This window comes from Paenibacillus sp. ALE2 (assembly GCF_054113385.1).
In genome coordinates this window covers 12,519-27,066 of record NZ_CM134213.1, presented here as the reverse complement: position 1 = coordinate 27,066, position 14,548 = coordinate 12,519, and the positions used below count along the sequence as shown (strand labels likewise).

The following is a 14,548-nucleotide window of genomic DNA, read 5'->3' as shown; positions in this document are numbered from 1 at the left end:
ATCGTCGTCACCACAAATTCTACTAAGTTGAAGATCGTAGGAGGCGGGGCTAGACTTGCCCGCCTTCTCCTAGTACCAGGATTCTAGGAAAATACGTGCGCAAAAAATACTTGCTCTAACATAGGTGCTATGCTATTCTACCAGTAAATAGATTGCACGTGACGGAAGCACCGTTCACCAACCGTATGTACTTACGGATGGATGAACGGTGCTTTTTTGCGTTGTTGTGTTGGGAAAGGGGATGAGCGTATTGGTTCCGGTAAAAGTGGTATTGGCCGTAGAAGGCCGGGATTATATTGAGCCTCTGCTGAATTATGTTCACGGAAGCGAGTACGCCAGAAGGCTCAGAATAACGGCTTTTTCGCAGCCGGAGGCATTTCATCAATACATGATGGAAACCAGCGGAATGAAAAGACCAGATGTGGTAGTAGGTGAAATGTCTTTTCTGAGTCTATGGACAGCTCGGGAAGATGCAGATATTCCTTGTTTGGTACTACATGAGGGAGAACAAGTAAGCGAATATGGGCAGCCTGTATTAAAATATCAGCCTTTATCTGAGCTGGTCGGTTTTATTTTGGAAACGGCGAGACAGAGGTCGAATGGTCGGAAAAGTGTAAACAGTCGGGAAGGTGGAATGATTATCGGCATGGTGGCAGCTTCAGGCGGATTGGGCAAGACAACGGCCGCGCTCAATCTGTCCAAGCAACTGGGGAATGAGGGATATTCGGTATTTTATTTGAATCTGGAAACGGTGGATTCAAGCTCGTTGTTTACTGGTTCAGACAGTTCTAGCGGAGCACAAGGAGAAAGAGAAGGACTGTCCAGACTACTGTATGATCTCAAGTCGGAGGGAAATGAGGGTACTTCGTTATCTGTGGCTTCCTATTGTGTACGTCGTCCTGAAATTCAGGCTGATACGTTTCAACCTGTCTATAATCGCAAGGAATTGACGGATATGACTTGTGATGAAGCGAAAGAGCTCATTCGAACGATTGGTGAAAGCGGGCAGTATGATGTAGTGATCGTAGATAGCGATTCTGAACATAGTGAGCGGGCTCAAGCCGTGCTTGAAGCTAGTCATAAGCTAATCTGGTTGCTCGCTGACGATTTAATGAGTATGCACAAGTGCGGATTATGGCTGGATGTTTTAGAAACTACGCAGCCTGAGGGGCTTGAAGCCATGATATGCAAAACCAGCTTTGTGGTGAACCGCTACATGGGAACTATGATCAACTCGTTACCTCGTGACTTTATGGAGCTGAACGGTGCGTTACCCTATATACCTTCATGGAAACAGATGCAGCATCGTGAACTGCTGCTAAGTTCACCGATTTATCAGCGGGAAATCCGCCATTTGTGCCGCGAGCTGCTGGATATGGAGAGCGCTGCACAGTCGACGGCTGCTTGGTCTTAAGGGGATGATGAACATGAATGAGGAACAATTTAAGGCATTGCGCGCAGATATTCGTAACGGGCTGGACGTAACGTCCTCAGTAAAGGATACAGATCTAGTACGGCATATCGAAAAGCGAATTTTACACGACGTAGAGTTAGCGAGCTTAACTTCCCGAGAGAGGCATGCGCTTGTCCGCAAAATTTTCAACTCTTTCCGTGGGCTGGATGTGCTCCAGCCATTGATTGACGACCCTACCGTTACGGAAATTATGATCAACAGTCATCGGGAAATATTTGTGGAGCGGGCAGGTGAGGTGATTCAGGTGCCCGATCAATTCGAATCCCGCGAACGACTGGAGGATTTGATCCAGACGATTGTAGCCGGGGTGAACCGAATTGTGAATGAGGCTTCTCCCATTGTGGATGCCCGATTAAAGGACGGATCACGTGTAAATATTGTACTGCCGCCAGTTGCTCTCAAGGGACCGACAATGACTATACGGAAGTTTCCCGAGCGTCCCATGACGATGGATGATTTGATACGAATAGGTGCGCTCAATACAGAATCCGCGGCTATGCTCAAAGACTTGGTACGTAGCAAGTACAACATTTTTATAAGCGGCGGAACGGGTTCTGGTAAAACAACTTTTCTGAATGCATTATCCCAGTTCATCCCTTCGTCTGAACGGATTATTACGATTGAAGATTCGGCAGAGTTGCAAATTGTGACTGTCCCCAACCTGGTTTCCATGGAAACACGGAACGCGAACACCGAGGGGAAGGGAGAAATCACGATTCGTGATCTGATCCGTTCCTCCCTGCGTATGCGGCCCAATCGCATCGTGGTGGGTGAGGTCAGAGGGAGTGAGGCGTTGGATATGCTGCAAGCGATGAACACAGGACACGATGGAAGCTTATCAACTGGGCACGCGAATAATATCCGCGATATGGTCAGCCGGCTGGAAACGATGGTACTCGGAGGAGCAGAGCTTCCGCTTGGAGTAGTACGGCAACAGATCAGCTCGGCCATTGATATATTCGTTCATCTGTCACGACTACGTGACAAATCCAGAAGGGTGCTGGAAATTAGCGAAGTGATTGGCTTTGAGAATGGTGAGGTAAGATTGAATCCCCTTTATCGCTTCCAGGAACGCGGAGAAAGTAAAGGAAAAATCGTAGGGGAACTGGAGCGTTGTGGTGTGGGGCTGCAACATACATTGAAGCTGCAAATGGCCGGAATCAAGCCGGAAAGCTGGCACAGAGAAGGAGTATCGGTATGAGAACAGGAAAGGCGACTGGCAAGCAAGTGTCGCGTGAGGTCCCTTCTCTGCCGGATTATACGGTGTATACCTTATCGACTGTACAAAAAAGTATGTGCATTCTCTTTAGTGGAGTGTTGTTCGCGATGATCGGATATCTATTTTATCACCAATGGATATTATCGTTGCTGTGTGCTGCTGGAGCTGTGGTGATGCCTCGTTATTTTAGAAAGTTTTTGCTGCAACGACGTAGGTCTGCTTTAAGCATTCAATTCAAGCAGGCTTTATACTCGCTTTCTTCTTCTCTTTCAGCGGGAAGGTCGGTGGAGAATGGGTTTCGTGAGGCTGTAGAGGATTTGAGGTTGCTTAGTCCGGATGGAGATCACGATCTGATTTTTGAATTTAACATTATTACAGCCTGCCTTGAAATCGGACAGCCTGTAGAGGCTGCTTTGCAGGATTTGGCTCGTCGGGCCCAGATGGAGGATATTACGAATTTTGCGGACGTATTTGCGGCTTGCAAACGAACCGGAGGTGATCTGGTGGAAGTCGTACGACGGGCTTCAAGTGTCATTGGGGAGAAGCTGGAAATTCAGCAGGAGATCGGTGTAATGATTGCGCAGAAGCGCTTTGAATCGAGGGTTATGTTTGCAGCACCTTTTTTGTTTGTTTTGTTTATGACAGTGACAGCGGGAGACTACATGATGCCGTTATACAGCGGTACAGGTAGGATTTTATCAACCTTTTGTCTTCTGGTGCTTGGTGGTTGTCTCGTGTGGATCAACCACATTATGAAGATTGAGGTGTAAGGAGTGATGGGTGTGTTGATGTTGGTTTGTCTGGTCATGCTGATTCTGCAAGTGGGAGGTTGGGTGGTGCTGAACCAAATGTACGCTGCTAAGTATGCACATTTTCCCCATATGAAACTGGAAGGAATGCGGCTGCAAAAACTTTCGGTGCCTTTTGTACACATGCTTCATGTTTCACGTGCCACTCATAGGCTGCCTTTGCTGATGTTCAAGCTACAGCGTTCGATACAGAAGCTGTATGGTATGCGCCACAGCGGAGAAAAAACGATGCTTTTTCTGGCAGAAATGTTGGGTTACGGATATATGGTGGCTGCTGGTGGAGCTTTAATATCGCTTATGATGGGCGGGGAAGCGACTGGGCTGGTGCTTGGCTTGGGGCTCGGTATTCTGGTGCCAGTTGCGCTGGTCAAGGATTTACATGGGAAAGTACAGAAGCGGGATCAGCAAATCTTAATGGAATTGCCTGAATTATTGAGTAAAATGATGCTTCTAGTTGGTGCGGGAGAGACGGTACAACGGGCTTTGCTTCATTGCGTGGAACGTAAAGGGGCGGATACGGTACATCCATTGTATCGGGAATTGCGGCAGACAGTGGGGGAATGGGAAAGTGGCTATTCCTTTCAACAGGCATTTGAACATCTGAGCAAACGTTGTGGTATTCAAGAAGTGACGATATTTACAACGACAGTTTTATTGAATATGAGGCGTGGTGGGAGCGATTTTGTAATGGCTTTACGTGAGTTATCTCAGACGTTATGGAGCAAGCGGACTTCAATTAGCCGCACAAGAGGGGAACAGGCTTCTTCAAAGTTAGTCTTCCCCATGGCACTAATTTTGCTAACAGTCATTGTGCTGGTGGGTGCTCCGGCTTTAATGATGATGAATATGTAGGAGGAATAAAATGATGATGACAATTGTAGCAGGTAGTATTCGTAAATTGTACAAGAATGAGGATGGTTTGGGGACGTTAGAAATGATCTTGATCATTGCGATTCTGATTGCGGTGGCGATTATCTTTAAAGATCAGATTAAGAAAATTGTAGAAGGGCTGTTGAAAAAGGCAGATAAAAAAAGTAACGACTTTATGGATTCATAATGCTGCGCAAATTGGTACAAAAAGAGGACGGGAGCTTCTCCTTGGAGGCTTCCCTCGTCTTTCCCATTCTGCTGTTGGCCATTTTTATAATGTTATTTTTTTGCCTGTATATATATCAAAAATCTATATTGGTGCAGGTTGCTTCTACTGCTTCAGAAAGAGCCGCTTACAGTTGGGATAACAGCTTTAAGGACCCACGTACGGGAGCATTTGCGCAAGGGCAACGGGATTCTCTCTATTGGCGCTTGAAGGATGATGTTATGTTAGGCGCCCTGTTTGGCTGGGCCGGATCCTATAATCAGGAAACTGTACAGGTACCGGGCGGCAATGAAGGAGGCTCGTTACCTGCTCAGAAGTTGTCCAATGCAGAAAATAGAATGCCTGCGGGCATGCATGGGCAGATGACATATGAGAACAGTATGATTCACCGTAAGGTGACCACAGAGCTAAATAAAATCGTAGAGGTACCTTTGTTGAATCAGTTTTTAGATCATACAGATTTACAAGGAAAAATGAGCTCGGGTGTGGTGGAACCTGTGGAATGGATTCGTACAGTGGAATTGGTCCGTTATTATGGTGCGAAGTTTATGGGGAGAGGCTCAGGTGAAAAGGTAGATCCGGCAATTGTAGGGAAAGTATTGATGCAATATGGGCAAAACGGTCAGTAAGGAGTAGGTAACGGGAATGTAACTGGAAAGGAGGAAGCGGGTGTTTGGTAAGGGACGTAATACAAAGGACGGGGAATCAGGGGCTGTCACGGTTTTCCTCATTCTGATTTTGGCGGTCATGTTTGGTTTTATTGCTGTATTTATTGATTATGCGAGAATTGCTGCACTGCATGTACAGACTGAACGTCTGACCCATGCGGCGGTTCGGTCTGTGATGTCTGCTTATGAACCGGCATTACAGCAGGAATACGGTTTGTTTGCTTATGGTGAAGGTGGCGGAGAACAAATAATGGTCAAAGTGCTGAATGACAGTACACGGCGTACGGCGCGCGCGGAAACGCTGCCGCTAATGAATATGAAGCTGGATTCCAGTTCACTGCAAATGGAAAGGGAGCTTGGTAAATATGCCATATTTAACGAGCAAATCCGTGAAGAGATGAAGTATAAAGCACCTGTCGATTTTACGATGGAAGTGCTAGAAAAGCTAAAGCCGCTCTCTCAAAATATGAAAGAGGCTTCACACACGGTAGATTTGCTGAAACGGCTGCAAAAGCTGTACGACAGACGAGAGGCCAAACTGGATGACATGCTGGAGAAACAGCGTAAGGCAGGAGCTTATATGGAAGAGGTTCGCAAACGGATTATTAAACAGAGTGGGACATATATGCCCAATCAGTATATATGGGACCCACTTGAAGTTGTAGCCGACATTGCTGCTCAATATAAGCATTACGTGCATGTATATGAGGACAACAAGAAGAGTGTGGACGATGTTAAAATCATGCAGATGGAGAAATATGCAAGAAGGGCAAGGATAGCGCTGGATCGCCTGCGTCAGGTCATGGTTCAGACTGGAGAGGAGCATGATAAGCTGCTTCTGGAAGCCAAGGAACCTTTAAATGAAGCTCGGCAAATTAATGAAGAAATGCGCAAAGTCATTGTCCAATATAAACAGAGAGCGGCCAATGCAGGTTATGACGAGGTTTCCGCAGCCCCCACCCCAAGCGGAGCAGGCTCCAACGCCGATCCGTCTGTAGGAAGTGCTCGGCAAAGGGCAGAGGATTTGTTGGTTCCGAACAATGAATTTGAGCAATGGGAAGCAGAAATCGAAAAGCAACGGACTGCAATAAATGCTGCTAACAATAGAGTAACGAGTATGATGCGTACGCTATCTTTCTATACAGATCCATTTTTGAATGCAGACATGCTCAAGCAAGAAGTTGCTTCAACGCTCAAGGAGATAGATAAATACTTAAATACGTATGCTTGGGCGGGACCCGCCAATGTTCTCGACGGTGAGGCTAGAACAATGGATACGCGACGCGGACCGGACAAAGAACGCAAGAAAATGGAAAAAGAGGCGAAAAACAAGCTCAAGCAAGCTTATCGGATCATTGAGGTTCTTTCTAAAGGTAAACAAAGTGCTGAGCAATTCCGAGTGGTGGAGCAGTATTACAATGAAAGTATTTCTTTTAATCAGTCTTCATCCAGTCCATCTGTATCCGCTGATTTGTCCTATGACACCTATGATGCAGCGGGGGATTCCATGGATAGTATGGATGGTCTATACGAGGCGGCATCCAACTTACTGACTCAACTGGGAGACGAGTTTTACCAGAATGAATATGCGCTTTCTTACTTCCATCATGTGGATTTCAGCCGATTTGGCAATTTGGCTGGATCAGGTGGAAATGTGGGTAATGCTGCACAGATTTTAGGGGACCAGTTGGAGGTGAATAATCAGGAAGTTGAGTACATTTTGTATGGGTTTCATAATCCGACAGGTAACCTGGCATCTGCCTATGGGGAAATTTTTGCTATGAGGCTTGCCATTCGAACGATGGAGGGACTGGTCAAAAACAGTTCAAAGGGTAACCCGTTGGTCGTTTTGGCGGCAGCTTTGTTATATGGAGTAGAGAAGGCGATTGAAGATATGATCATGCTGGCACAAAAAGGGGATGTGCCTTTGTCTGACTTTCTGAAATTTCGAATGACTTACAAGGATCATTTGCGATTGTTCCTGATGCTTCATAGCAATAATGAACGAAAAATGTCTCGTATGCTTGCTTTGATTCGCTTGAATACAGATGTCAATCCCGCTGAGCGACGGACGTATGCAAAGGGTGAGGTCAAGAATGGGATGAGGCTGTGGTTTCTACCTGGAGTAATGAAGATGCTCGGAACCGCCTCCAAAGAAGGCGAGAGTATTAAGGGAAGTGTGTACTATGTCACGAAAACAGCGCATTTTTCCTACTAATCAGTATCTACAACAGGTGTGTGGACAGAAGCAGCGTGAACAAGGAAGTATTGTTTTAGAAGCGTCATTGGTGCTGCCATTGTTTTTGTTTTTTATTATTTTTCTCATTTATATGGTCCAAATGACACTGGTCTCCACAGCTTTGCAGACTACTGCTTCAGAAACAGTTAAGCAGGTTTCGGCTAAAATCTACCCAGTGTCTCTAGCCGTGGAGGCGGCGTCCGCTAAAATAGATGCAGTCCACAAACCGCTAGATGAACTTCCTAAGTTATCTGTGAGTGAATATGCAAGCCAATTCGCTGCCCAACTGCCACCTCCAATCGGTGATTGGGTAGAAACTGCTATTCAAGGCGGCAAAAAGCCGCTGGAGGAGTTACAGGGACGCTTGACGGAGGCTGCACTTGATCCTGTTCTGAAGCCGATGCTAAAGCCTTTTATGGAGAAAAGTATTCTGGAGTATGACCGTATTCACATAACGAGCGTACATGTACCCTCTCTTACAGAAACTAAGGACCCTTATTTTAGAGTAGAGCTATCGTATGAACTGCCGATGAAGGTTCCCTTTTTGTATCGCAACATTGTGCTCCAAGCGGCAGCTGAGGAACGTCTTTGGATTGGTGATACAGGAGAGGGAGCAGGTACAGGTGATGCAACAGGGGAGAAGGATGCGCAGCATTCCATACAGTTGCTCGTCAAGCCTGAACCTGCTGTGAAGGGTGTATACAATTTGATCAAGGCCAAGGTTGAACCTGGGACGAATGCTGCCCTTTCTGTACTCTATAAGTCAGGTGAAAGCACAGCTCAGCACTTGGGCTGGACCTCGGCCGATGCAGACGGGATTGTTGAATGGAACTGGTTTGTGGGAACAAACACAACACTAGGTCAATGGAGCTTTGTAATTGAAACGGAGGATGGCCAACGTATTGAGGTTCCGTTTTCTGTGCAGAAGACAACTGATGGATAGGCTAGATATAGATGTATAGAGATAACTACAATGAAAAATGATTTAGCAGGCCTGTTAATTTTCATTGTTATAAGGGGGAAGATCGCATTGACGTGGATGTATATTGTGTGCGGAGTTCTGCTGGCGATCGCGCTAGTGACAGATTTACGAAGCATGAAAATACCTAATAAGCTTACATTGCCCGGCATAGCGGTAGGCTTGCTGTTCAATACTCTGTTCGGAGGTTGGCACGGTTTTTTATTTGCTATTGCTGGTCTTGGCACCGGCTTTGGATTCATGCTGATTTTGTACTGGATGGGAGCAATTGGTGCAGGAGATGTAAAGCTGTTCGGCTTAATTGGAGCCTGGACAGGAGCTGCTTTTGCATGGCAATCGGCTCTATATTCGATTTTTTTTGCAGGCATTATTGGTATAGGGATTTTGCTATGGAGGAGGGAAACCATCATGAGATTGCGACGCGTGGCGTTTAATTTGGGAGGATTTTTCCTGTTTCGCAGCGGCAAAGCGCTGACAAGCGGGAGAGAAGCACACCTCAGGTTTCCTTTTATGACAGCAGTTATTCCGGGAGCGGTCAGTGCTTATCTTTACTTCTTGTCATGACGTGTCCGATTCGTGAGATCATGCTACCTCAGGGAATAAGAATTTGTAAGGAGGTCATGAATTGTTTGGTTTAAGTAGGGATTTTGTTCGTAATGGCGGAACGTTTATGATACTAAACAAGGAAGGCGGGCTCAAGACCGATGATTTAAATTCTGTACAGACCCGAATGATGACTGGCAATCGGATTCCCGGTCTACTGGAACTTAGAATCAAAGAAGTCGATTTTCAGATCGAGTTACATTACGATATTTCGGGGCGACGTATGCTTTCCCAAGTATGGAAAGGTGGGAATGTGTCGATTTCTGATTTCTACCGGATTCTTTTTGAAATAGTAGATGCTCTTCATCGTAGCCCACAATATATGTTAAATATCCGCCAGTTTATTTTGCACGAGGATTACATTTTTATAAGCGGTTTAGGTACAAGGGAAAGCGTCAGTTTGACCTATGTTCCTTTGTGCAGTGTACAGTATACGGAACAAACAGGTAGTTGTTTTAAGCAGATGGTTATTCGCTTGATGACTCGTGTGGCTCACCCTGAGGGAGAATCTATACAGCGCATACTCGATCTATGCGAGAGAAATGAATTTGAGTTGGGCGCGTTGAAGGAACTACTGTTGCAAGGGATGACGGCCAGTGAACAGAGCGTCGGCGGTCAGGATAAAGGTAGATCATCTGTTCATTCCTCTCATACCATACAGGGTAACGATACAGATCGTGGAGGAAGAACGTACGGGCAAGAACATCGGGAGACTCTGCAGGAAATTCAGGAGCTTAAGCGAGTCAATCGACTCAAGCAGGCCACAAAATCAGAGGAGAATGTCGAGTTAGGAGCCGACAACGAAATGGAAGATGAACAGGCGGAGCCTAAATTACAAAAATATAAAACATACATTGCTCTCGGATGTCTGCTCGCTTCGGCCATTGTTTGGCGTTATATTTATTTGGATCATCCTGAGACGGTGTCCTTGCTTATTTCAATTGTGCTGACTTCGGTACTTGTCGCTGTTGCTTATATAAGCTGGACGGGGAAATTAGAGCGCAATCGAGCTTCATCTCATTTTTATAGTGAAGCAGTACCTGTATTGGATTCGGAATGGTTAGGAACTACTCCTCCAGCACAACGAAAAAATGACCGTTATCAGGTAGATAAGCTGACTGGGTTTGTAGCGGGACGCCATCATCAAGACAAGCCATCAACTGATTCAAGTGATCAAGCACAGGAGAGCTGGCGTTGGACTTTTCCAGACTTAGAACCTAAAAGCATGGGAAGCCGAACGACGGAGGATAGAGGGAAAGTAAGTACAAATTATGACTTGCACGAGCATTCGAGGAAAGGTACCATGCAGGGAAATGAATTGAACGACAGCGATACCAGCGAGGCTTATTATAAGTCCTTGTCCGGGGTAACGGAGCTACTCAATACGGTATCCAAGCAGGAAACCGTGCTGCTTCGTCCAGATCAAGACATACAGAGTCCAGCTGTTCAGCACTCGCCAATTGCTTGCTTGGATCGTAAGTTACCTGGGAGTGGAGAAACCGAGCGCATACGGTTGCAGCCAGACCAATTCATTGGAGGCAGCTTTATCATCGGTAGAGATCCGCAATTGGTCCAGTTTGTAGAGCATATGGATGGAGTTTCCCGTTCTCATATTGAGATTTGTATAGCTACAGGAGGGCAAAGCCACATTGTAAAGGATTTATCCTCGACGAACGGAACTGTGCTGAATGGAGAGCCTATGGTGCCTTATAAGGAGTATACCATGCAGGATGGAGACACTTTTAAAATCGCTGGAGTCTCTTATACTTATCGATTGGACTCTTTTAAATCCTCTAATGCATCTTGAGTAAACGTTAAATGGATATATGTTAAGAAGAGGCCTGTTATATTCTGGGCTTCTTTTTTATAAATAGAAGATTATTCATAGGCCTGAAGCAAGGCAACTCAAAGATCTCAAGTTTAATTGATAGATTATGTCTAAATCAAAAATGAACCCTAAGCTAGTAGAGATACAAAAATACTATCTATTCTCCATAGAGTTCATTTTTTTTAATTCAACGCTGCTTGTAAGGAGAATGAAGTTCCTCTAGCGCCTCCTTCAGTGAAGAATACTTAAACTTAAATCCGTGCTCCAGCGCTTTACGCGGTATTACTTTTTGACCGTCTAATACAAGCGTGCTCATCTCACCCAATAGCTTTTGAACTAGAAAGCCAGGAACGGGAAACCAGTGTGGACGACGATATACCTTAGCTACTGTTTTCCCAAATTGGCCGTTCGTCATAGGATGTGGTGATGAAGCGTTCACTGCCCCGGAAATCTCTGGTGTATGAATGCAATACGAGATCAGACGAACGATATCGGCAATATGAATCCAACTCATCCATTGATGGCCGCTACCTATTTTTCCACCGAATCCGAAGACGTAAGGCATCTTCATGAGTGGGAATGCTCCTTTTTTTCTATCCAGCACAAGGCTGATGCGTAACTTAATTAGACGGACATCGGCAGGGTAGGCGTTGGCAGCTTCCTCCCATTGCTCAACCACCTGAGACAGAAAATCTTCCGAACGGCGCGGACTTTTTTCGTCAAATGTTTCGGTCAAGGAGGTACCATAGGCGGCAACAGCCGAAGCCTGAATGATAACTTCCGGTTTCTTTTGCAGAGCATTCAACGCTTGAGCCAACCGGGCAACGGAAAGCAGTCGTGATTGAAGAATTCTTTGTTTGGACTTGTCCGTCCAGCGCTGATTCAGCGTCTCACCTGCTAAATTAACGACCGCATCTGTACCTTCTAGTAATTCAGGCTTTTGTTTTAATTCGTTCCAGCTCATATATTGCAAGCGGGGGCTCGCTTCGTGTCCAACCAGCGGCTTGCGGGTAATGACTTTCACCGTATATCCGTCATCTAGCAAGCTTTTGACCAGCGCACTCCCCACCAATCCAGTTCCTCCGCATACGATGATGTTCATGGAGTCAGTTCTCCTTCCAATTCGAAAAAATAGTTCTGTTATAAAATATAACCCTTTTTGATACAAAAGCTTCATATTGAACATATCTGTGTACGCTAAGAAGATCCATTCACGCTTTATTCTACCTACATTTCAATAACATCTACTCTGATGTGTGCTATGTCTGTATGTTCCATAAAGGGAGTCATTTAAAAAAGTTGCCATAAACGCTATGTTGTTTGATTTCAATAATCACGTTAAAATGATTAAATTAAAATAAGACAAGCATAACAGGATAGGGGGATGAATCAAAATCATGCTGAAAATTGGTTCTCATGTGTCCTTCTCGGACAAGGGTCTGCTCAGCGCTACAAAAGAAGCGTCTTCTTACGGGTCCAGCTCGTTTATGATATACACGGGGGCACCTCAAAACACGCGCCGTAAGCCAATGGAGTCCATGTATTTAGAGGAAGGCAAGCAGCTAATGGCGGAAAAGGGAATGGAAGATATCGTGGTGCATGCTCCATATATCATCAATCTCGGTTCCTACAAAGAAAATACCTATGAGCTTGCAGTCAGTTTTCTACAGGAGGAAATTCGGCGCACACATGCGATTGGTGTGAAAAATATCGTGCTGCATCCGGGGGCTTTTACAGATAAAGATGCAGAGTACGGAATTGGACGCATTGCTGATGGTTTGAACGAGGTACTGAACGGTGTGAAGGAGACAGATGTCAATATTGCACTTGAAACGATGGCAGGCAAGGGCACAGAAATGGGTCGTAGCTTTGAGGAAATTGCCTCCATTATAGATAAAGTAGAGCGCAACGAGCGTCTAACGGTTTGTATGGATACCTGTCACATTCATGATGCGGGTTATGACATTGTCAATGATTTGGACGGTGTACTGGAGCAATTTGACCGTATTGTCGGCTTGGATCGCATCGCAGTTGTTCACATTAATGACAGCAAAAACCCGGTTGGCGCTCATAAAGACCGCCATACGCCGATTGGATCGGGTTGGATTGGTTATCAGACTATTCATAACGTGGTACATCATGAAGCACTTCAGGGACGTCCGTTTATTTTGGAGACGCCGTGGATCGGGAAAGAAGCCAAAACTCAACGACCAATGTATGAGGTTGAGATTGCCTTGCTTCGCGGAAATGTAAAGGAACGCTTTGGAGATGAGTTTTTGAGTCAGGTGGAACAGTTGCATTCATTTTTCAAAAAACAGGATGTGGATGTCCGTGAATTTGTACTGGATACCTGGACTCTGCTGAAAAATGATGCTAAAGCAAGAAAAGCAGATCCACGTGAGCCGCTGGAGCGTCTGTATGACATGATAATGGAAGCAGCACTCTTTCCAGAGATGAGCGAAGAACACATTAATCAACGGTTGATTGCCTGGTTTGCCGGTAGTCATCTGCCTGTGACAGTATAAGATAAGGGGGACTAATAGCCACATGGAAATTCACGTAAAACATCAGCCAAACAGCACTGTATCTACACATGAAAACCGTGCGCGCATGCTTGTATCTTGTCCAGATGGGCCAGGTATTGTAGCGACCGTGTCCCGCTTTTTGTACGAGCATGGGGCCAATATCGTCCAATCTGACCAATATACAATGGACCCATCCGGCGGTATGTTTTTTATGCGGATTGAATTTGATTTGCCTAATTTGAGTGCAGCTCAGTCGCAATTGGAGCAGGACTTTGTCGCTGTTGCCGAGCAATTCCGTATGGAGTGGACGATTTCTGCGGTCAGCCGCAAGAAAAAATTGGCTATTTTCGTTTCCAAAGAAGATCACTGTTTGGTAGAATTGCTGTGGCAGTGGCAGGCAGGGGACCTGGATGCGGATATTTCACTGGTGGTTAGTAATCATCCGGATATGAAGGAGTATGTGGAATCCTTTGGCATTCCGTATCACCATATACCAGTGACAGCCGACACGAAGCCAGAGGCAGAGCGTCGTCAGCTAGAGGTCATTGGCGAAGAGATTGACGTGATCATTTTGGCCCGGTATATGCAGATTATTTCGCCTAAGTTTATTGAGCATTACCGCAACCGGATTATCAATATCCATCATTCCTTTTTACCTGCATTCGTGGGTGGCAAGCCGTATGCCCAAGCTTATAATCGCGGTGTGAAAATTATTGGTGCTACTGCGCATTATGTAACCGAAGAATTGGACGGTGGTCCGATCATTGAGCAGGACGTGCAGCGGGTGAGCCACGGAGATGATGTAAATGAGCTAAAACGGATCGGTCGCACGATTGAACGGGTCGTGTTGGCAAGAGCCGTGAAGTGGCATACAGAGGATCGTATATTGGTTCATGAGAACAAAACGGTCGTTTTTAATTGAACTTAACAATTTCAAATTCATGAAAACTTGTGAGTTTACATGTCAGATTAAACAAAGCCCATTGCATAATGGGCTTTGTTTTTTTGTATGGGGTAGGTATTTACATTATATCTGGAACCTATAAAAATTTTTTTGCGATTTCTTTATTTTTTAAATGATGTTAATACATAACGGGTATATTGATAT

Annotated in this window: 13 protein-coding genes; 12 read left to right on the top strand and 1 reads right to left on the bottom strand. The window is 45.4% G+C overall.

The genetic code is table 11. From position 1 onward, the window contains the following. Positions 1–241 precede the first annotated feature (241 nt). The 10 genes from ACXHJ1_RS00125 (at position 242) to ACXHJ1_RS00080 (ending at position 10,894) form a co-directional block, all read left to right on the top strand. The gene (locus tag ACXHJ1_RS00125) at positions 242–1,414 is read left to right on the top strand and encodes a ParA family protein (protein ID WP_457905381.1); all 1,173 of its coding nucleotides are present in this window, start codon (positions 242–244) and stop codon (positions 1,412–1,414) included. A 13-nt stretch (positions 1,415–1,427) separates the two neighbouring features. Continuing rightward, on the top strand, positions 1,428–2,675 hold the full coding sequence (locus ACXHJ1_RS00120; RefSeq protein ID WP_457905380.1) for a CpaF family protein: 1,248 nt from the start codon (positions 1,428–1,430) through the stop codon (positions 2,673–2,675). Continuing rightward, complete coding sequence (locus ACXHJ1_RS00115; protein WP_045244026.1) at positions 2,672–3,463, top strand: type II secretion system F family protein; 792 nt, start codon at positions 2,672–2,674, stop codon at positions 3,461–3,463. Before ACXHJ1_RS00120 ends, ACXHJ1_RS00115 begins: the two co-directional genes overlap by 4 nt. Before the next feature lie 6 nt (positions 3,464–3,469). Beyond that, positions 3,470–4,354: a type II secretion system F family protein gene (locus ACXHJ1_RS00110; protein WP_457905379.1), complete on the top strand. Its 885-nt coding sequence runs from the start codon at positions 3,470–3,472 to the stop codon at positions 4,352–4,354. 10 nt (positions 4,355–4,364) lie between these two features. Then, entirely contained in the window at positions 4,365–4,559 is a 195-nt protein-coding gene (locus ACXHJ1_RS00105) for a Flp1 family type IVb pilin (protein ID WP_016820682.1), read from the top strand. Continuing rightward, on the top strand, positions 4,559–5,227 hold the full coding sequence (locus ACXHJ1_RS00100) for a TadE/TadG family type IV pilus assembly protein (protein WP_457905378.1): 669 nt from the start codon (positions 4,559–4,561) through the stop codon (positions 5,225–5,227). The genes ACXHJ1_RS00105 and ACXHJ1_RS00100 overlap by 1 nt, the downstream gene beginning before the upstream one ends. A 40-nt stretch (positions 5,228–5,267) precedes the next feature. Beyond that, positions 5,268–7,484 (top strand): DUF5702 domain-containing protein, encoded by a 2,217-nt coding sequence (locus ACXHJ1_RS00095; RefSeq protein ID WP_249507323.1) that lies wholly within the window; start codon positions 5,268–5,270, stop codon positions 7,482–7,484. After that, the gene (locus ACXHJ1_RS00090; protein WP_457905377.1) at positions 7,453–8,448 is read left to right on the top strand and encodes a pilus assembly protein; all 996 of its coding nucleotides are present in this window, start codon (positions 7,453–7,455) and stop codon (positions 8,446–8,448) included. The genes ACXHJ1_RS00095 and ACXHJ1_RS00090 overlap by 32 nt, the downstream gene beginning before the upstream one ends. A gap of 87 nt (positions 8,449–8,535) precedes the next feature. Continuing rightward, a complete protein-coding gene (locus ACXHJ1_RS00085) occupies positions 8,536–9,048 on the top strand; it encodes an A24 family peptidase (RefSeq protein ID WP_013369967.1) in 513 nt (170 codons plus the stop codon). A gap of 61 nt (positions 9,049–9,109) precedes the next feature. Further along, a complete protein-coding gene (locus tag ACXHJ1_RS00080) occupies positions 9,110–10,894 on the top strand; it encodes a DUF6382 domain-containing protein (RefSeq protein ID WP_457905376.1) in 1,785 nt (594 codons plus the stop codon). A gap of 208 nt (positions 10,895–11,102) precedes the next feature. Here the strand turns inward: ACXHJ1_RS00080 and ACXHJ1_RS00075 are convergent, their stop codons facing one another. Then, positions 11,103–12,017 (bottom strand): TIGR01777 family oxidoreductase, encoded by a 915-nt coding sequence (locus ACXHJ1_RS00075; RefSeq protein WP_031463127.1) that lies wholly within the window; start codon positions 12,015–12,017, stop codon positions 11,103–11,105. Positions 12,018–12,312: 295 nt separating this feature from the next. Here ACXHJ1_RS00075 and ACXHJ1_RS00070 point away from each other — a divergent pair, with 295 nt between their 5' ends. Both ACXHJ1_RS00070 and purU read left to right on the top strand, forming a co-directional pair. Beyond that, on the top strand, positions 12,313–13,440 hold the full coding sequence (locus tag ACXHJ1_RS00070; RefSeq protein WP_016820676.1) for a deoxyribonuclease IV: 1,128 nt from the start codon (positions 12,313–12,315) through the stop codon (positions 13,438–13,440). Positions 13,441–13,462: 22 nt separating this feature from the next. Continuing rightward, positions 13,463–14,362: a formyltetrahydrofolate deformylase gene (gene purU / locus ACXHJ1_RS00065; protein ID WP_025364333.1), complete on the top strand. Its 900-nt coding sequence runs from the start codon at positions 13,463–13,465 to the stop codon at positions 14,360–14,362. The last annotated feature ends 186 nt before the right edge of the window (positions 14,363–14,548 follow it).

What these genes read in the sequence shown, in the direction of transcription:
- ACXHJ1_RS00125 (WP_457905381.1), top strand. Translation starts at nt 242, where the DNA reads ATGAGCGTATTGGTTCCGGTAAAAGTGGTATTGGCCGTAGAAGGCCGG.
- ACXHJ1_RS00120 (WP_457905380.1), top strand. Translation starts at nt 1,428, where the DNA reads ATGAATGAGGAACAATTTAAGGCATTGCGCGCAGATATTCGTAACGGG.
- ACXHJ1_RS00115 (WP_045244026.1), top strand. Translation starts at nt 2,672, where the DNA reads ATGAGAACAGGAAAGGCGACTGGCAAGCAAGTGTCGCGTGAGGTCCCT.
- ACXHJ1_RS00110 (WP_457905379.1), top strand. Translation starts at nt 3,470, where the DNA reads ATGGGTGTGTTGATGTTGGTTTGTCTGGTCATGCTGATTCTGCAAGTG.
- ACXHJ1_RS00105 (WP_016820682.1), top strand. Translation starts at nt 4,365, where the DNA reads ATGATGATGACAATTGTAGCAGGTAGTATTCGTAAATTGTACAAGAAT.
- ACXHJ1_RS00100 (WP_457905378.1), top strand. Translation starts at nt 4,559, where the DNA reads ATGCTGCGCAAATTGGTACAAAAAGAGGACGGGAGCTTCTCCTTGGAG.
- ACXHJ1_RS00090 (WP_457905377.1), top strand. Translation starts at nt 7,453, where the DNA reads ATGTCACGAAAACAGCGCATTTTTCCTACTAATCAGTATCTACAACAG.
- ACXHJ1_RS00075 (WP_031463127.1), bottom strand. Translation starts at nt 12,017, where the DNA reads ATGAACATCATCGTATGCGGAGGAACTGGATTGGTGGGGAGTGCGCTG.
- ACXHJ1_RS00070 (WP_016820676.1), top strand. Translation starts at nt 12,313, where the DNA reads ATGCTGAAAATTGGTTCTCATGTGTCCTTCTCGGACAAGGGTCTGCTC.
- purU (WP_025364333.1), top strand. Translation starts at nt 13,463, where the DNA reads ATGGAAATTCACGTAAAACATCAGCCAAACAGCACTGTATCTACACAT.